The 17,411-nt window shown below is 67.2% G+C and carries 19 protein-coding genes; 4 read left to right on the forward strand and 15 right to left on the reverse strand.

Annotated elements, in window-relative coordinates; all coding sequences use genetic code 11:
• Nucleotides 1–172 precede the first annotated feature (172 nt).
• From tatC to WFK98_RS09720, 11 genes are all read right to left on the reverse strand, one after another.
• A complete protein-coding gene (tatC, locus tag WFK98_RS09670) occupies nucleotides 173–985 on the reverse strand; it encodes a twin-arginine translocase subunit TatC (protein ID WP_266337794.1) in 813 nt (270 codons plus the stop codon).
• Nucleotides 982–1,632 carry a Sec-independent protein translocase protein TatB gene (gene tatB, locus WFK98_RS09675; protein ID WP_336800067.1) on the reverse strand — a complete coding sequence of 217 codons (651 nt, stop codon included), beginning with the start codon at nucleotides 1,630–1,632 and terminating at the stop codon, nucleotides 982–984. Before tatB ends, tatC begins: the two co-directional genes overlap by 4 nt.
• Nucleotides 1,633–1,713: 81 nt before the next feature.
• The gene (locus WFK98_RS09680; protein ID WP_266337796.1) at nucleotides 1,714–1,938 is read right to left on the reverse strand and encodes a twin-arginine translocase TatA/TatE family subunit; all 225 of its coding nucleotides are present in this window, start codon (nucleotides 1,936–1,938) and stop codon (nucleotides 1,714–1,716) included.
• 99 nt (nucleotides 1,939–2,037) lie between these two features.
• Nucleotides 2,038–3,153: an ABC transporter ATP-binding protein gene (locus tag WFK98_RS09685; protein WP_266337797.1), complete on the reverse strand. Its 1,116-nt coding sequence runs from the start codon at nucleotides 3,151–3,153 to the stop codon at nucleotides 2,038–2,040.
• Nucleotides 3,154–3,226: 73 nt separating this feature from the next.
• Entirely contained in the window at nucleotides 3,227–4,207 is a 981-nt protein-coding gene (locus tag WFK98_RS09690; protein WP_336800068.1) for a TAXI family TRAP transporter solute-binding subunit, read from the reverse strand.
• 103 nt (nucleotides 4,208–4,310) lie between these two features.
• Complete coding sequence (gene scpB / locus WFK98_RS09695) at nucleotides 4,311–4,985, reverse strand: SMC-Scp complex subunit ScpB (RefSeq protein WP_266337799.1); 675 nt, start codon at nucleotides 4,983–4,985, stop codon at nucleotides 4,311–4,313.
• Nucleotides 4,978–5,799 carry a segregation and condensation protein A gene (locus WFK98_RS09700; RefSeq protein WP_266337800.1) on the reverse strand — a complete coding sequence of 274 codons (822 nt, stop codon included), beginning with the start codon at nucleotides 5,797–5,799 and terminating at the stop codon, nucleotides 4,978–4,980. Before WFK98_RS09700 ends, scpB begins: the two co-directional genes overlap by 8 nt.
• 17 nt (nucleotides 5,800–5,816) lie before the next feature.
• Nucleotides 5,817–6,851 (reverse strand): beta-N-acetylhexosaminidase, encoded by a 1,035-nt coding sequence (gene nagZ, locus WFK98_RS09705; protein WP_266337801.1) that lies wholly within the window; start codon nucleotides 6,849–6,851, stop codon nucleotides 5,817–5,819.
• Nucleotides 6,852–6,920: 69 nt separating this feature from the next.
• Nucleotides 6,921–8,660, reverse strand: coding sequence for an SPOR domain-containing protein (locus tag WFK98_RS09710; protein WP_336800069.1), 1,740 nt, complete (start codon nucleotides 8,658–8,660; stop codon nucleotides 6,921–6,923).
• A gap of 63 nt (nucleotides 8,661–8,723) precedes the next feature.
• Nucleotides 8,724–10,478, reverse strand: coding sequence for an arginine--tRNA ligase (gene argS / locus WFK98_RS09715; protein ID WP_336800070.1), 1,755 nt, complete (start codon nucleotides 10,476–10,478; stop codon nucleotides 8,724–8,726).
• A gap of 46 nt (nucleotides 10,479–10,524) precedes the next feature.
• The gene (locus tag WFK98_RS09720) at nucleotides 10,525–11,742 is read right to left on the reverse strand and encodes a deoxyguanosinetriphosphate triphosphohydrolase (RefSeq protein WP_336800071.1); all 1,218 of its coding nucleotides are present in this window, start codon (nucleotides 11,740–11,742) and stop codon (nucleotides 10,525–10,527) included.
• Between the two features lie 110 nt (nucleotides 11,743–11,852).
• Here WFK98_RS09720 and erpA point away from each other — a divergent pair, with 110 nt between their 5' ends.
• Nucleotides 11,853–12,191 (forward strand): iron-sulfur cluster insertion protein ErpA, encoded by a 339-nt coding sequence (gene erpA / locus WFK98_RS09725; protein ID WP_336800072.1) that lies wholly within the window; start codon nucleotides 11,853–11,855, stop codon nucleotides 12,189–12,191.
• A 2-nt stretch (nucleotides 12,192–12,193) separates the two neighbouring features.
• Here erpA and WFK98_RS09730 read toward each other — a convergent pair whose 3' ends face one another.
• The 4 genes from WFK98_RS09730 to WFK98_RS09745 all read right to left on the reverse strand — a co-directional run bounded on the left by WFK98_RS09730 (nucleotide 12,194) and on the right by WFK98_RS09745 (nucleotide 14,952).
• The gene (locus WFK98_RS09730; RefSeq protein WP_336800073.1) at nucleotides 12,194–12,616 is read right to left on the reverse strand and encodes a type II toxin-antitoxin system VapC family toxin; all 423 of its coding nucleotides are present in this window, start codon (nucleotides 12,614–12,616) and stop codon (nucleotides 12,194–12,196) included.
• Entirely contained in the window at nucleotides 12,616–12,876 is a 261-nt protein-coding gene (locus tag WFK98_RS09735) for a type II toxin-antitoxin system Phd/YefM family antitoxin (protein ID WP_336800074.1), read from the reverse strand. Before WFK98_RS09735 ends, WFK98_RS09730 begins: the two co-directional genes overlap by 1 nt.
• Nucleotides 12,877–12,955: 79 nt before the next feature.
• Nucleotides 12,956–14,443 carry an AMP nucleosidase gene (locus WFK98_RS09740; protein WP_266337808.1) on the reverse strand — a complete coding sequence of 496 codons (1,488 nt, stop codon included), beginning with the start codon at nucleotides 14,441–14,443 and terminating at the stop codon, nucleotides 12,956–12,958.
• An 83-nt stretch (nucleotides 14,444–14,526) separates the two neighbouring features.
• Nucleotides 14,527–14,952 carry an OsmC family protein gene (locus WFK98_RS09745; RefSeq protein WP_336800075.1) on the reverse strand — a complete coding sequence of 142 codons (426 nt, stop codon included), beginning with the start codon at nucleotides 14,950–14,952 and terminating at the stop codon, nucleotides 14,527–14,529.
• Between the two features lie 152 nt (nucleotides 14,953–15,104).
• Here WFK98_RS09745 and xth point away from each other — a divergent pair, with 152 nt between their 5' ends.
• The 3 genes from xth to WFK98_RS09760 are packed head-to-tail and all read left to right on the forward strand — an operon-like array spanning nucleotide 15,105 to nucleotide 17,366.
• Nucleotides 15,105–15,887, forward strand: coding sequence for an exodeoxyribonuclease III (xth, locus tag WFK98_RS09750; protein WP_336800076.1), 783 nt, complete (start codon nucleotides 15,105–15,107; stop codon nucleotides 15,885–15,887).
• A gap of 8 nt (nucleotides 15,888–15,895) precedes the next feature.
• On the forward strand, nucleotides 15,896–16,306 hold the full coding sequence (locus WFK98_RS09755) for a GFA family protein (protein ID WP_336800077.1): 411 nt from the start codon (nucleotides 15,896–15,898) through the stop codon (nucleotides 16,304–16,306).
• Nucleotides 16,307–16,316: 10 nt separating this feature from the next.
• Complete coding sequence (locus tag WFK98_RS09760; RefSeq protein ID WP_336800078.1) at nucleotides 16,317–17,366, forward strand: DUF2332 domain-containing protein; 1,050 nt, start codon at nucleotides 16,317–16,319, stop codon at nucleotides 17,364–17,366.
• Nucleotides 17,367–17,411 lie beyond the last annotated feature (45 nt).

Raw genomic sequence — 17,411 nt, forward strand, 5'->3', positions numbered from 1 at the left:
AGCATTCGCCGCATGACGGATAGTGTGAGACAGCCGCCGGATCAACCCGGCTGCGCGCCCGGCATGGGGGGAAGGCTGCAAATCCGGTCGCTGCGAGCGCCGAAACGAAAGGAGCCACGCAATCCGCTCGGGATGGCGTGGCTCCGGAATACCGACAAGACGGGCGGCCAGGCTACTCGGCCGCCTCTTCCTCGTCCTCGGCGGTAGCTTCGCTGCGCTTGCGCTCGACCATGCGGACCGAGAAGATGGACAGTTCGTAGAGAAGCATCGCCGGAATGGCGAGCGAGATCTGGCTGACCATGTCCGGCGGCGTCAGCACGGCCGCCACCACGAAGGCGATGACGATGGCGTAGCGCCGCTTGTCCTTCAGCATCTGGCTGGTGACGATCCCGGCCCGGCCGAGCAGGGTCAGCACGACAGGCAGCTGGAAGACGATGCCGAAGGCGAGCGTCAGGGTCATGATCAGACCGAGATACTCGTTGACCTTGAACAGCGCCTCGATCTGCGCCTTGTGCTCGCCGCCCGTCTGCTGGAACGACAGGAAGAAGTGCAGCGCCAGCGGCAGGATCAGGAAATAAACGAGCGCCGCGCCGAGCAGGAACAGGATCGGCGTCGCGATCAGATAGGGAATGAACGCCCGCTTCTCGTGCTTGTAGAGGCCGGGCGCAGCAAACTTGTAGACCTGGATCGCGATCACCGGGAACGCGATGAAGACAGCGCCATAGAGCGCGAGCTTCATCTGCGTCAGGAAATATTCCTGCGGCGCGGTGTAGATCAGCTTCACGTCCTGGGCGGGGCCGACGGCCCACTCATACGGGATGACCAGGATGTTGTAGATGGTGCCGGCGAAATAGAAGCAGACCAGGAAGGCGGCGAGAACCGCCAGCAGGGCCTTGATCAGGCGCGAACGCAGCTCGATCAGGTGATCGAGAAGCGGCATGCGGCTGGCTTCGATCTCGTCTTCGGCCGAAGGCTTTTCGCTCATGTCTTGGGCTCTTCGGTCACGCTGGCGACAACCGGCTCAACGGCGGCGGGCGCGCTGGCGACGGGAACTTCGGCGGAAGATGCGGCGTCGACCGGCGGCTTCGGCTTGCGGGCGCGCGACGGCGCCTTGGCTTCGCCGGAAGCCGCCTCGGCGCCATTGGCCGGCTTGGCCCTGGCCCGCGGCTTCGGCTTGACCTCGCCCTCGCCTTCCTCGGCCGCAGCCTTCTTGGCGGGGCTGCGCTTGGCCTTCGGCTTCGCAGCGGCGGCCGGCTCGGCAGCGGCCGGCACTTCGAGCGGCTTGGCCGGCTCGACGTCGGCCGGCGCCAGCAACTGCGCCGGCTGATCGGCAGGCGGCGGCACCGGAGCCGGCGACGGCTTGGCGATCGGCCCCGAAAGCGGATTGAGGCTGTCCTTGATGTCGTTCAGCGGGTTCAGGCCGCGAAGCTCGTCGAACGACTTCTTGACGTCGTCGAGTTCGGCTTCCTTGAGCGCCTCGTTGAACTGCCCCTGAAACTCGCCCGCCATCTTGCGCATCTTGGAGACGGTTCGCCCCAATGCGCGCAACATGGGTGGCAGATCCTTGGGACCAACCACGACGATCGCCACCACGGCGATGACGAGAATTTCGCTCCAGCCGATATCCAGCATTCTCTCATACCGACCAGCCTACCTCCGACCCGCGCGAGAAATGCGCGGATCCAAGGCAGCTTCGCGGCCCTTTTTCAGGACTTAGCTGGCGCGGGTCTTCTCGTCGGTCGACGACGAAACGACATCGGAAGGCTTGCTGTCGATCGCGGGCTTGGCGACGGGTTCGTCATCGTCGGCGAGCCCCTTCTTGAAGCTCTTGACGCCCTTCGCCATGTCACCCATCACATCCGAAATCTTCCCCTTGCCGAAGAGCAGGAGGACGATCACCAGCACGATCAGCCAGTGCCAGATGCTGAAAGAACCCATCAACTCATCTCCACAAATTCACGCGCTATGCGTTCGGTTGGGGCGACTATCGCAGACGGACCCTGCGGCCGCAACCAACCATGTGACCCGCATGTAAGGTTATCCGGACGCTTTAGCAAACACCAGAACGTCGCGTGGATCTATGGTCAGCCAGACCGTGCTGCCCACGACGAACGGCTCGGCGTTGTCGCGGGTGCGCATGCGGATCGGCACGTCGATGCCGTCGATGGCGACGCTCAGGAGATCGACTTCGCCAAGGAACTGATGCCCGACGATCCGCCCCGGCACACCGTCGCCAGCGAGCGTGAAGCCCACGCCCTGCGGCCGGATACCGATCGAGAGCGGGGAGCCGTCGGCATGGCCGCGCGCACCGAAGGTTCCAAGCGGCGTCTCGACGCGGCCGTTCCTCGCCGTCGCCTCGAACTCGTTCAGTTCCGAGAAGAAACGGGCAGCGTAGAGGTCGACGGGATGCTCGTAGAGATGCCGCGCCGTGCCGACCTGCAGAAGCTGGCCGCCGCGCATCAGTGCGATCCGGTCGCCCATGCGCATCGCCTCTTCCGGGTCGTGCGTGACGATGATGCAGGTCGCCCGCGTCTCACGGATGATCGCCATCGTCTCCTCGCGCACATGATCGCGCAGCCGCTTGTCCAGGCCGGAGAAGGGCTCGTCCATCAGCAGCATGGAGGGGCGCGGCGCTATGGCGCGGGCCAGCGCCACGCGCTGCTGCTCGCCGCCGGAAAGCGCATGCGGATGCGCGGCGGCATAGCCTTCCAGGCCAACGCGCCCCAGCGCATGAAGGCCCTGGCGCTCGGCCTCGGCGCGCGGCAGGTCGTTGAGGCCGTAGATGACGTTCTTGAGGATCGTCATGTGCGGGAAGAGTGCGTAGTCCTGGAACATCAGGCCGACGCCGCGCTTCTCGGGCGGCACGAAGACGGCGGGCCCCGCCATCTCGCGCCCATTGACCGTGACACGGCCGCCGGAGGGGCGCTCCAGCCCCGCCGTGACCCGCAGCAGCGTCGTCTTGCCACAGCCCGAGCGGCCGAGCAGGCAGACCACCTCCCCCGGCTCGACCTCCAGGCTGATGCCGCGCAGCGACGGCGCATCGCCGTAGTGGTGCGTGACGGCGTCGAAGCCGAGACGGGCGGCGATGGTGACACCGGCGGTGCCGCGACGGCCCCAGGCGGTGCGTTCAATCCATTGGGTGCTTGCGCTCATGCGAGCGGTTTAGCGCCTGATGCCGCCGCCGTCGAGTTCGCCATGCGCCCGGCTGGGCTGCAACCGGCGCGCGTCAGGTCCCTTTCGCCTTGTAGAAGGCCTCGGCGGCGGGATGGAACGGCACGGCGGTCGCCGCTGCAGCGCTTGCGAGAGAAAGCTTCGCCGCCTCGGGATGCAGCTTGTGAATGGCATCGAGGTTGTCGAAGATCCCTTCGAGCAACTCTGTCACCAAGGCGTCCTTCGCCTTGACCGAGACGATCAGCACATTGGCCACGCCGAGGCCCGACACGTCGGCGGCCATCCCGGCATAGGCTGATTTCGGCAGGGTGAGCGGGCGGTAGAGGCCGGGATACTTCTTGTCGATCGCCGCCTGCTCGGCAGCCGTCGAGAGGAACACGATCTCCGGCTTGCCGGCGGCCGCAAGCTCCTGCACGGCGGCGGTGGGCACGCCGCCTGCCCAGAAGAAGGCGTCGATCCTGCCGGCCTTGAGCGCCTCGGCGGATTCTGCCGCACCGAGGTTGGATCGCTCGACGCCGTGGGCGGGATCGATGCCGGCGACCTCGAGCACGCGCCCGGCGATCGTCTCGGCCGAAGAGCCGGGCGAGCCGACCGACACGCGCTTGCCCTTGAGGTCGGCAATGGAGGAAATGCCGGCATCCTTCCGCGCCACGACGTGCAGGTAGGAATCATAGAGCACCGCCAGGACGCGCAGTTCGAGCTTGCCGTCCTTGGCATAGGCGCTGGCGCCATGGACGGCGTCAAAGACGGAATCGAAGGTGGCGAAGCCGACATCGGCCTTGCCCGCATGGACGAGCCGCGCATTGTCGACCGAGCCCCCCGTGGCCTCCGCGGTGGCCCTGAGATTGCCGCCGTGCGCCGAGAGCACCCGGGCCAGCCCCTCGCCATAAGGATAGAACACGCCGCCCTTGCCGCCGGTGACGATGCGGACCGGGATCGGCGACAAGGCGGATGAGACGCCCGGCAGGACAGCGATGGCGGCTGCCCCTGCCCCAATGGCGAACAATCGACGACGGCTGATCGAAATTTCGGACAAGGCGGCCTCCCCAGGCGGATCGCAGGCCACCTCCCCGGCAGACCTTTCGCAACGTCAGCATAGGCGGGAGCCAAGCTGACGCAAGCGGAAGCGCTGGACAGGCTTAATCGTGGTCCGTCAGGCCGGCCGCGAGCAGATCCTCGGGATCGAGAGGATCCTCGTCGGCCGTCAGGGCATCGCCGTCGCGCGGCTCCGGCACGGTGAAGCCGGGCGGAATGCGGCCATCGAGCAGGCCCGCTCCTTTCAGTTCCTCCAGCCCCGGCAGGTCGCCGATTGCCTCGAGGCCGAAATGGACGAGGAAGCCCTCCGTCGTGCCATAGGTAACCGGGCGCCCCGGCGTCCGCCGCCGGCCGCGCATACGGATCCAGCCCGCCTCCATCAGCACGTCGAGCGTGCCCTTGGAAATCGAGACGCCGCGGATCTCCTCGATTTCGGCTCGCGTCACCGGCTGGTGATAGGCGATGATCGCCAGCGTTTCGAGCGCGGCGCGCGACAGCTTCTTCTGGTCGCCGGCGTCGCGCTGCAGCAGGAAAGCGAGATCGCTCGCGGTGCGGAACATGTACTTGCCCGCGACCTTCACCAGGTTGACCCCGCGCCCTGAATAGACGTGCTCCAGCTCGCGGATCAGCCCGTCGACATCGCTGCCCTCCGGCAGGCGCGCGGCGATCTCGCTGGTGCCAAGCGGCTCGGCGCTGGCGAACAGCATGGCCTCGACCATGCGCAGCGCCATGCGGCGCTCCTCCGGCGCCAGCAAGGTGAGATTTCCGAGATCAGCCATCGTTCTTCACCTCCGCGCCATCGCGGTCCCTGTCGCGCATGTAGAGCGACGCGAAGGGGCCTGTCTGGCGCAATTCGACCTTGCCCTCGCGCACCAGCTCCAGACTGGCGCTGAAGGAACTCGCGAGCACGGTCGCCCGCATTTCCGGCGTCTGCATCCACGGCGACAGGAACACGTCGACCGGCGTCCAGTCCGCGATGCTGCCGATCATCCGCGTCAGCACCTCGCGCGCCTCGGCGAGCGACCAGACCTGCCGCCGCCGGACATGCACGACCGAGACCATCTGGCGCTGGCGCTGCGAGGCATAGGCTGTCAGCAGGTCGTAGAGCGTCGCCGAATAATCGCTGCGCTGGATCACCTCGACCGGCTCCGGCATGCCGCGCGAAAAGACCTCGCGACCAAGGCGATCGCGGTTGACGAGCTTGGCGGCGGCATCGCGCATCGCTTCGAGCCGGCGCAGCCGGAAAGCCAGCGCCGCCGCCATCTCCTCGCCGCTCGGCTCTTCGTCCGGCGCCGGCGCCGGCAGCAGCAGGCGCGACTTCAGATAGGCGAGCCAGGCCGCCATGACGAGGTAGTCGGCCGCGAGTTCGAGGCGGAGCTGACGCAGATGCTCGATATAGGCGAGATACTGCTCGGCCAGAGCCAGGATCGAGATCTTCGCGAGATCGACCTTCTGCGTACGCGCCAGCGCCAGCAGCAGGTCGAGCGGCCCTTCGAAGCCGTCGACGTCGACGACGAGCGCCGCATCGTCATCCTTGCGGTCGGTCGTCTCCCAGAGTTCGCTCTGGCCGTCGATGTCGCGGGTCGCGGCCATCGGGTCTCCCCTGCGCTTCAGGCGGCCGCAGGCGGCCAGCCGGCGCGCTCTGCGAGCGTCGCATATTCCGCCTCGGCAGCCTCGCGGTCCAGCGGATGCGGCGGCTTGCGCGCGCCGCGCGCCGCAGCAGCCCGCTCCGCCGCCCTGCCCGCCAGTTCCGGGACGGAGCGCGCGACGTCGGCCATCTCTTCCATGACGCCGTTGCAATGCAGGACCATGTCGCAGCCGGCGGAAAGCACCGCCGCCGCGCGGCTGGCATAATCGCCGCCGAGCGCCTTCATCGAGAGGTCGTCGCTCATCAGCAGGCCGTCGAACCCGATCCGGCCGCGAATGATCTCGTCGACAACAACCGGCGAGGTCGTCGCCGGACGGTCCGGATCGATGGCCGTGAAGACGATATGGGCCGTCATCGCCATGGGCAGGTCGTTCAGCGCCATGAACGGCACGAAGTCCGTCGTCTCCAGCGTGCGCAGGCTCGCCTCGACGACCGGCAGGCTCAGATGGCTGTCGACGGTGGCGCGACCATGGCCGGGCATGTGCTTCATCACCGGCAGGACGCCGCCGGCGGCGAGCCCGTCGGCCGTCGCGCGGCCCAGGATCGACACCAGTTCCGCCTGCTCGGCATAGGCACGGTTGCCGATCGCCGCATGCGTCTCTGGCCGGCCGACATCCAGCACCGGCACACAATCGACCGTGATGCCGAGATCGATCAGGTCGGAGGCGATCAAGCGGCCATGCAGCCACGCCATGCGCCGACCTGCCGCCTGGTCTTCGGCATAGAGGTCGCCTGCGAAGCGCGCCGCCGGGCGATTGCGCCAGTGCGGCGGCGCGATGCGCTGAACCCGGCCGCCCTCCTGGTCGATCAGCACGGGCCGGTCCGGATCGTCGAGGATGTCGCGAAAGGTCGCGACGAGGTCGCAGACTTCTTCCGGCGTCCCGATATTGCGCTTGAAGAGGATGAGGCCCCAAGGCCGCTCGTCGCGGAAGAACGCGATCTCATCGGCCGAAAGACTGCGGCCGGCGCAGCCGGAAATGAATGCTTTGGCGGTCATGCTTCGGCCTTAGCCGCTTGCCGTAAGGACCGCAAGCGGCGGATCCGATCCGCCGCCTGCCAGTCACGGTCAGTTTTTCTGGACGATGCAGTCGCCGCCGGCGGAGCGCAGGCTTTCGCAGAACGAAACGGCCTGGTCGCGCGTCGCCATCGGGCCGACACGAGCGCGGTAGTAGATGCCCTTGGCGCCGAGATCGGCGCGCACGACGTTCGGCTCCTGCGAACCGAACACGCTCGGGAACTTGCGCTGCATCGCCCGATAAGAGGCGATCGCCGCTTCCTCGGTGCGCTGCGAGGCGACCTGGACGACGAAGCCGCCCGAAGCCGGAGCCCGCGTGGCAGCGGCCGGCGCCGCCGCTGGCTTCGGCTTGGCGGGAGCCACGGCAGGAGCCTCGAGTTGCGAGGCATCCTTCTGCGGCGCGGCCGGAGCGGCTGCGGCCGGAGCATCGCCATCGGCGTCATCCGACATCTGGATCGGGGCGTCGTCGGCAGGCGCGGCAGCCTGCGGCGCGGCCGCGACGGTAGCCGGGGCGGCGGCAGGCGCGGCCGGAGCCGCCTGCGCGCCGGTTCCGTTGCGAGGCTGCGCCTCGCTCGAGATGATCGTGCCGTCCGGCTTTACGACGACGGTGCGAACCTTGCGCGGGCCGGCATCGGCATCCGCCGAGGCGGCAGGAGCCGCGGCCGCGCCACCGGCGAGATCGTCGATCGACGACGGCGCGGCGGAATCGCCCGGCGCGCCCGGCAGGATGATGCGCGATATCTCGCGACTCGCTTGCGATTCGTTCGAGGCCGGAGCCTCGTCGATCGGCCCGTCATCCGGCAGCACGAGCTGTTCGTCGCCAGCCAGCTCCGGGCTGGCGCGGTCGTAGATCAACTTGTTCTGGGCGACGTCGTTCTCGGTCGTCGGCGCCGGCTGAACCTTGGTCGGCCCCTCGTCGGCGGCGATGACGCGCGGCGCGCCACTGGTGGCGACGCCGTCGCCGCCCTTCAGCGCGAGTGCGCCGAGGCCGCCCGCCAGCACGATGGCGAGAACGGACGCGGCGATGATCAGGCCCTTGCGCGAACGGCGCGGCTCCGCATAGCGCTCGGGATGCGCGTGGCGCTCCTCGTAGCCCTCGTCGTCATAGCCGCCATTCGCATCATCGCCATATTCGGCGTCGTAACCTGTGGAATGATCGTCGGCGCCGTTTTCCTGGCCGGAATAGTAGTGATCCTGCTGCGCATAGCCGGCGGCAGGAGCCGACTGGCCACGCGGATCGCGTCCATAGTCAGCCGCGCCGGCATAGGCGGTGCCGGCATAGGGATCGGCTTCCTCGACCGCAGGCTGCGCATAGGCTTCCTGCGCATAGCGCGGCTCCTGCGTGTAGCGGGAATCGACCGCGCGCTGCGCCTGGGCTGCCTGCCAGTTCGGCGGCGGCGCGGCGGGCGCGCCGGGTCGCAGGCGCATGTGATCGAATCCCTCGTCGCGCGGCGGAGCGGCGCGCGGCGGCTGCGGCTCGACCTGCAGCGGACGGCCCGCGGCGGCGCGCGTCGCCGGATCGAAGGACGACTGCAAGTCGTTCATCAGCTCGGATTCGAGATCGAACGAGGTATCGCGGACATTGGCCTGCTGCGCAGGCCGCACGACCGGCGCCGCGGGCTGCGCGCGGCCGCCCACGATGTCGTCGAAGCTGGAATTGCCCGAAACCATCCGGGCGAGCTCAACCAGGGGATCTTCCTCGGTAGGCGCAGGCTGCGCATTGCGCCGCGCCAAGTCCTCGCCGAGCGGCGGGGGCCGCCGCGAGAACGAATTATCGTAGCGATCTGCCATCGCGCTCCACTTTCCGCCTCAACCGGAACCTGGCGTCAGAATCGACGTCCAGTCCGAGAGACTTCACCGCATCTCTTCGGGCGCATCGACTCCGAGCACCAGCAAACCGGATGACAGCACCAGCTTTGTGGCATGAACAAGGGCGAGCCGGGCCGCGGTCAACTGTGGTTGCTCAAGGTTAATAAACCGTAATTGCGGCAGATCCTTGCCCCGGTTCCACTGCTGATGGAACTCTGCTGCAAGATCATAGAGGTAGAACGCGATCCGGTGCGGTTCGTGCGCCTCGGCCGCCGATTCGATGATTCGCGGGAATTCCGCCAGCCGCCGCTGCAGGCCGATTTCGCCGGCATCGTCGAGCAGCGAGAGGTCTGCGCCGGCGAGCGCCGAAGCCGAGAGATCGAGCGTCGGCAGCTCCTGCGCGGCGTTGCGCAGGATCGAAGCGGCGCGGGCATGGCCGTACTGGACGTAGAAGACCGGATTGTCCTTCGACTGCTCGGTCACCTTCTGGAAGTCGAAATCGAGCGGCGCGTCGCTCTTGCGATAGAGCATCATGAAGCGCACGGCGTCGCGGCCGACTTCCTCGACAACGTCGCGCAGCGTCACGAAATCGCCCGAGCGCTTCGACATGCGAACGGGCTCGCCGGCGCGGAAAAGCTTCACGAGTTGGCAGAGCAGCACATCGACCGACGCGGTGCCGCCGGAAATGGCGCGACCGACCGCCTGCAGGCGCTTCACATAGCCGCCGTGATCGGCGCCCAGCACATAGATCATCTGCCGGAAGCCGCGGTCGAACTTGTCCTTGAAGTAGGCGACGTCGCCGGCGAAGTAGGTGTAGCTGCCATCCGACTTCATCAGCGGCCGGTCGATGTCGTCGCCCACATCGGTGGCGCGGAACAGAAGCTGCTCGCGGTCTTCCCAGTCCTCGGGCAGCTGCCCCTTCGGCGGCGGCAGCGTGCCGCGATAGACGAAGCCCTTCTGCTGCATGTCGGCGATAGTCGCGCCGATCTTGCCGCCATTCTCGCCGCTCAGCGTCCGCTCCGAGAAGAAGACGTCGTGATGGACGTTGAGCAGCGCGAGATCGTCTCGGATCATCAGCATCATGGCGCTGATCGCCGCGTCGCGGACGAGCGGCAGCCACTCGGCTTCGGGCATGTCCAGCAGCCTGCGGCCATGCACATCCGCCAGCGCCGCGCCGACCGGCTTCAGGTAGTCGCCGGGATAGAGCCCCTCGGGAATCGAGATCGTCTCGCCGAGCGCCTCGCGATAACGCAGGAAGGCCGAGCGAGCGAGGACGTCGACCTGGCCACCGGCGTCGTTGATGTAATATTCCTTGGTGACGTCGTAGCCGCCCCAGTCGAGCAGGTTGGCCAGCGCGTCGCCGACGACGGCGCCACGGCAATGGCCGACATGCATCGGGCCGGTCGGATTGGCCGAGACATATTCGACATTGACCTTGAGATCCGCGCCGAGACGGCTGCGGCCATAGGTGCCGCCCGCCTGGATCAGCGCCTTCAGCGCATGGGCGCGATAGGGTCCGGCCAGCGTCAGGTTGATGAAGCCCGGACCGGCGACCTCGACCGAAGCAACGTCCTCGTCGTCGCGCAGCCGGCCGGCGATCGCCTCGGCCAGGTCGCGCGGCTTCAGACCGAGGGGCTTGGCCAGCACCATGGCGGCGTTGGTCGCGAGGTCGCCATGGGCGGCGTCGCGCGGCGGCTCGACGACGATGCGGGAGAGGTCGACCGGGGCGCTGTCGCGCGCCGCCAGGATGACCTCGACGGCGGAGGTGACGCGTGCGGTGAAGTCGCGGAAAATATTCATAGCAGGGTACAGCCCTTCGGGCGGAAGGAAAATTCGTGCTGCGCGCCTAACCCAAATCGGGCGAAGCGTCAAACAGACGCTGATGCTCGCGCAATGCATAGCGGTCGGTCATGCCGGCGAGAAAGTCGCAGATTCGTCGCGCGCGACGTGGGAAATCGGCCGGGTCGAGCCCGCTCCGCCATTCCGGCGGCAGGGCATCCGGATCGGTCCAGTAGCGCTCGAACAGGCGCTCGACCACACCCTCCGCCGCCGTCATCACGTGCATGACACGCGAATGGCGATAGACGTTGTGCCAGAGATGCGTCTTGATCGCCCGGTCGGCGGCGGCGAGCACCGGCGAGAAGGCGATCATCGGCCGGCCGGCGTGGCGAAGCGCATCCGCCGATCCCGGCTGCGTCGCATCGAGGCGGCGCAGCGCCTCGGCGATGACGTCCTCGATCATCCGCGTGATGACGCGCCGCACCACCTCGTTGACGAGGCGCGGCTTCTCTAGGCCCGGATGGCGCGCCTCGATGACGTCGAGGATCTCGCCGAGAAAATCGACCTCGCGCAGGCCGTCGACGGTCAGCAGGCCGGCCCTGAGCCCGTCGTCGATGTCATGCGCGTCATAGGCGATGTCGTCTGCGATCGCCGCCGCCTGCGCCTCGGCCGAGGCGTAGGTCGCAAGCTGCAGATCCTGCTCGGCCGTATAGGCGAGAATCGCCGCTGGCAGTTCCTTGCCGGAATAGGCGCCGACGCCCCTGCCCTCGGCGTCGACGAGTGGCCCATTGTGCTTGACCAGTCCCTCCAGCGCTTCCCAGGAGAGGTTGAGCCCGTCGAAATGCGGATAGCGCCGCTCCAGCCGCGTGACGACGCGCAGGCTCTGGGCGTTGTGGTCGAAGCCGCCATGGCCCGCCATCATCCGGTCGAGCGCGCGCTCGCCGGCATGGCCGAACGGCGTGTGGCCGAGGTCGTGCGACAGCGCGATCGCCTCGGCGAGATCCTCGTCGAGCCGCAGCGCCCGCGCCAGCGCGCGGGCGATCTGCGCCACCTCGATCGTGTGGGTCAGCCGGGTGCGGTAGTGGTCGCCCTCGTCGAACAGGAAGACCTGGGTCTTGTCCTTCAGGCGCCGGAACGCCGTCGAATGGATGATGCGGTCGCGATCGCGCTGATAGGGCGTGCGGGTCGGGCTTTCGGGCTCGGGATAGAGCCGGCCCCGGCTCGTCGCCGGGTCGACGGCGAAGGCCGCATGCGGACCTATGCCAAAGCCGATCAGGCCTTCCATTTCAACTTCCCTCTCCCCATGCCCGGCGCGGTAAAGATTGACACCGCCGATCGCATTCCTAACTATCGGGTTCGGGCGCCTGCAAGGTACCCCAATTTTCGGAAGCTGACATGACCACTGAAACGCTCGACGTGACCCTGTCCGACCGCGCTGCCAAGCGCATCGCCCGCATCCTGTCCAAGGAGCCGAGCGGCACGGCCTTGCGGGTTTCCGTCTCGGGCGGCGGCTGCTCCGGCTTCCAGTACGGCTTCGACCTCGACACGACGCGCGCCGAAGACGACCTGGTGATCGAGAAGAACGGCGCGACCGTGCTGATCGACCAGATCTCCCTGCCCTATATGGACGGGTCCGAAATCGATTTCGTCGACGACCTGATCGGCCAGTCGTTCCAGATCCGCAATCCGCACGCCACCGCCTCCTGCGGCTGCGGCACCAGCTTCGCGATCTAGGACTATCGCGGCAGTTCCTGCCAAGGATTGATGAGCGGCACGCCGGTTTCGTCGAAGTCGTCGATGTTGCGCGTCACGACGGTCATTCCGTGAACAAGCGCTGTCGCGGCGATATAGGCATCCCGATCGTTCCGACGATCCGGCACGTGCAGCGGAGCACACCTCAACGCGACGGGCACGTCGATGGGCAAGATTCGTCCCTCGAAGAACGGCAGAACCTGCCGTTCGACCCACGACGTGAGGACCGCGCCCTGCCTCGCGTCTTTTCGCGCCATTCGTCTGGCGCCGATCTCCAGCTCCAGCACGGTCACGGCAGATAGAAAGAGCGCGGCCGGCGCCTGCCCGGCAATCCACGACTGCACATTGGGATCGGACCGTTCCGGCCGGCGCAGCTCCGACACGACGTTCGTATCGAGGATGAACACTATTCGAAATCGACAGGCTTGAGCCAACTTCCGCCCATCTTGGGCGGGTCGAACTCAAAGTCACTGGCTTCGTCTGTTTGAGCCAACGCCTCAAGGACGCTCCGCCCTTTTCCCGTCAGCCGCCGATATTCCTCGATCGAGAGAAGGACATGCGCCGGCCGGCCGCGATCGGTGATGATCACCGGACCGGCCCTCGCCGCCTTCTTGGCGCGGCTGGTGTCCTGATTGAACTCGCGGCTGGTCAGGGTCGTGACACTCACAGCACGGCTCCGTCTTGTAGCTACGTTTCTACATCACCAATATAGGAGCCTTGCCGACAAATGCCAAGAACCGGCGTCCCTACTGGAACGCCGTCTCGGTGAAGCTTCGGAGCTTGCGGGAGTGGAGCCGCTCCGGCGCCATTTCGCGGAGCATCTCCATGGCGCGGATGCCGATCTCCAGGTGCTGGCCGACCTGGCGGCGATAGAATTCCGACGCCATGCCGGGCAGCTTCAATTCGCCATGCAACGGCTTGTCCGAGACGCAGAGCAGCGTTCCGTAGGGAACGCGGAAGCGGAAGCCGTTCGCCGCGATGGTCGCCGATTCCATGTCGAGGGCGATGGCGCGCGACTGCGAGAAGCGCTGCACCGGCTCACGATGATCGCGCAGTTCCCAGTTGCGGTTGTCAATCGTCGCGACGGTGCCCGTGCGCATGATCCGCTTCAGGTCGTAGCCCTCCAGACCGGTCACCGCTTCGACGGCGTCCTCCAGCGCTACCTGCACTTCGGCGAGCGGCGGGATCGGGATCCAGCTCGGAAGGTCGGCATCGAGCACGTGGTCCTCGCGGACATAGCCATGCGCCAGCACATAGTCACCGAGCGCCTGCGTGTTGCGGAGGCCCGCGCAGTGGCCGAGCATCAGCCAGGCATGCGGGCGCAGCACGGCGACATGGTCAGTGATTGTCTTGGCGTTGGAGGGGCCGACGCCGATATTGATCATAGTCAGCCCGGCATTGCCGGCGAATTTCAGGTGATAGGCCGGCATCTGCGGCAGGCGCGGCGGCGCCATGCCGGCGACCGGCTCGGTCGCGCCGGCCGGCGTGATGAGATTGCCGGGTTCGACAAAGGCTTCGTAGCCGCCGCCGCCCTCGGCCATCAGCTTGCGGGCGCGGACGCAGAACTCGTCGATGTAGAACTGGTAGTTGGTGAACAGGACGAAGTTCTGGAAATGCTCCGCGTGGGTCGCCGTGTAGTGCGCCAGGCGGAACAGCGAATAGTCGATGCGCGGCGCGGTAAACGGCGCCAGCGGCAGCGGTTCGCCGGGAACCGGCTCATAGGTGCCGTTGACGATCGCGTCGTCGGTGACGGCGAGATCCGGCACGTCGAACATGTCGCGCAGCGGCCGCTCGATCTTCTCGGCGAGTTGCCCCTCGACATGGACGCCGTTCGGGAAGGCGAAATGCAGCGGGATCGGTAGGTTCGACGGACCGACCGTGACCGGCAGGCCGTGATTGCGCACCAGGAGCTTGATCTGCTCCTTCAGGTAGTTTCGGAACAGGCTCGGCTGCGTCACCGTCGTGGCGTAGCTTCCCGGCCCCGATACATGGCCATAGGACAGGCGCGAGTCGATCTTGGCGTAGCTCGTCGTCGTGAAGCGGATCTCGGGATAGGTGGCGCGGACGCGACCGACGGGCGGATGCCCCTTCAGCAGCGCGTCGAAACGGTCGCGCAGATGCGCCGTGTGGAGATCGTAGATCTCCTCCAGCCTGGCGATCGCCAGGTCCGGATCGGTGAAGGTCTCGCTGGCAATCGGCTTCGGCGTATCGAACAGCACGGGATCGGTCGTCATGGCACCCCACTTTCGGGGCGCGACTGTCGGCCAGCCGGCGCACGCGGTCAAGCCACGCGCCGGCTGAACGAGACGAGCCGGAATCAGACCAGCTTGGCGTCGAGCGAGATCGGCACCGCCTTCAGCGCCTTCGACACCGGGCAGCCTTCCTTGGTCGCCGCGGCGATCTTGTCGAAGGCCGCCTTGTCGATCCCCGGGACCTTTGCCTCGGTGACGAGATCGATCTTGGTGATCTCGAAACCGCCCGGAACCGGCTCGACCTTCACTTTCGCCGAGGTGGCGACCGAATCGACGGTGAAGCCGGCACCGGAGAGGCCGGCGGACAGCGCCATCGAGAAGCAGGCCGCATGCGCCGCCGCGATCAGTTCCTCGGGGTTGGTGCCCTTGCCTTCCTCGAAGCGCGACGAGAAGTTGTACTGCCCTTCCCAGGCGCCGCTGCCGAGATGCACCGTCCCCTTGCCGCTCTTGAGGTCGCCCTGCCACTTCGCGTCCGATGTCCTGACCGGCATTCAAGCCTCCTTGCTCTGGATCCTCCGGCCCGCGCCGGCGCCCCTTAGAGTTAGGCTGCAACGCCCGGCGCGCAAGGCGTCAGGTGTGCAAGATGCATCCCGGATGCACACCGCCCGGTGGCAAGTGCCTTCGGATCGGCTACTCTGCCGGCATGAAGATCGCGACCTGGAACATCAACGGCGTCAAAGCCCGAATCGACACGGCCCTTGCCTGGATCAAGGAGGCGTCGCCCGACATCGCCTGCCTGCAGGAGATCAAATCGGTCGATGAAGGCTTCCCGACCTCCGCCTTCGAGGACCTCGGCTACAATGTTGCGACGCATGGCCAGAAGGGCTTCAACGGCGTCGCGCTGCTGTCGAAGCTTCCCTTCGACGAGGTCAATCGCGGCCTGCCGGGCGACGACGCCGACGAGCACGCCCGCTTCATCGAGGGCGTCTTCTCGGTCGAGAGCGGCGCGCTGCGCGTCGTCTCGCTCTACCTGCCGAACGGCAACCCGATCGACACGCCGAAATTCTCCTACAAGCTCGCCTGGATGGAGCGCCTGCGCGTCTGGGCGGCCGAGCGTCTGGCCTTCGAGGAACCGCTGGTGCTCGCCGGCGACTACAACGTGATCGCCGAGCCGCGCGACGCCAAGGATCCCTCGCTCTGGGTTAATGACGCGCTCTACCAGCCGGAGACGCGCAAGGCCTTCCGCGCCATCGAGACTCTCGGCCTCACCGACGCGCTCCGCGCCACGACGGACGAGGACGGGCTCTACACCTTCTGGGACTACCAGGCCGGCGCCTTCCAGAAGAACAATGGCATCCGCATCGACCATCTCCTGCTATCGCCGCAGGCCGCCGATCGCCTCGTCTCGGTCGGCATCGACAAGCACGTCCGCGGCTGGGACAAGCCGTCCGACCACGTCCCCGTCCATGTGGAGCTTCGCATTTGAGCCAGGTGATGAGCGCGGCGCCGATCACGGGCGGCTGCCTGTGCGGTCGCATCCACTATACGATCGACCGCCCGCCCCGGATCGTCTGCCACTGCCATTGCCGGATGTGCCAGTTGGCGGGCGGCGCGCTGTTCCTGACCTGGGCGACCTTCGACGCCTCCGCATTCCAGCTGACGGCGGGCCGCCCGGCGATCAACGAATCGTCGGCCACCGGTCGCCGGCATTTCTGCGCCGATTGCGGCACGCCGCTGATGATGACGTCCACCGACGATCCGCTGAAGGTCGACGTGACGCTCGCCTCGCTGGACGAACCCGACCGTTTCAGGGTCGGACACAATATCTGGGTTGGCAGCCGACGCGACGCCAGCAAGGGCTTCGACGCCGAGCTTCCCTCGCATCTCGGCGAACCCGACGAATAGGAAAGCGCGCATGGCAGGCGACGTCGGCGAAGTGCTGAAAGCGTTTCGATCCCAGGCCGGCGCCTGCCGCAAGCTCGGCTCTCCCTTTACGGCCGATGTCTGCGACATCCTGGCGGAAGTTCTCGACGAAAGCAGCCGCTTCGGCCGCCGTATTCTAGGCTGGCCGGGCGATCCTTTCGCCGATGCGCTGGCGCTCCGGGCCGCCGGCGGCCTGCACGCCGTGAAACGATCCGGCAGGTCGGCCGGGCTCCCCGCCGCCTATCCGCCGTCGCCGCCCGACCGCGCAAGGCTCAGGACGGCCATCCACGACGCCATCGCCGCCGAAGACGACTTCCTGCACGACTGGCTCGACAGCCCGCCGCAGACCAATGAGGTGGCGCGGTCCTCGGTGCTGCTCGGCAGCGCCCTGCTCCTCGCCCGCGAATTCGGCCTGCCTTTGGACTGGCACGAAATCGGCGCCAGCATGGGCCTCAACCTCGGCTTCGACCGCTATCGCTACGACTTCGGCACCGCTGTCCGGGGCAGCGCCGATTCGCCCGTGCTTGTCCGCTCGGAATGGCGCGGCATCCTGCCGGACACGTCGACACCGTTCGCGATCCGCAGCCGCGCCGGCTGCGACCTGAACCCGCTCGATCCGGCCGCGACGCCGGATCGCGAGCGCCTGCTCGCCTATATCTGGGCCGATCAGGCGGAGCGTCTCTCCCGCGCCGGCGCCGCGCTGGATATGGCCGCCGCCGCGCCATGGCGTGTCGAGAAGGCGGACGCCGCCGCCTGGGTCGCAAACCGCTTCTCCGCACCACCGGCTGCCGGTGGCGTTCGCGTGCTCGTTCACACCATCGTCTGGCAGTATCTGCCGGAGGCGACGCGCGCCGCCATCACGGCATCGATCGACTCGGCCGGCCAGTCAGCAACGCTGGAATCCCCCGTCGCCTGGCTGCGTATGGAAGCGGATGGCAAGGAAACCGCTGCCGTTCGCCTGAAGTCCTGGCCCAACGGAGCCGACCGCGAAATCGCCCGCGCCGACTTTCACGGCCGCTTCGTCGAGTGGCAGGCACGATAGCGCGATCGGTGGAGGCAACTGACACAACGCTGTCAGTTGGGTATC

This window comes from Kaistia sp. MMO-174, assembly GCF_037147815.1.
Classification (GTDB): domain Bacteria; phylum Pseudomonadota; class Alphaproteobacteria; order Rhizobiales; family Kaistiaceae; genus Kaistia; species Kaistia nematophila.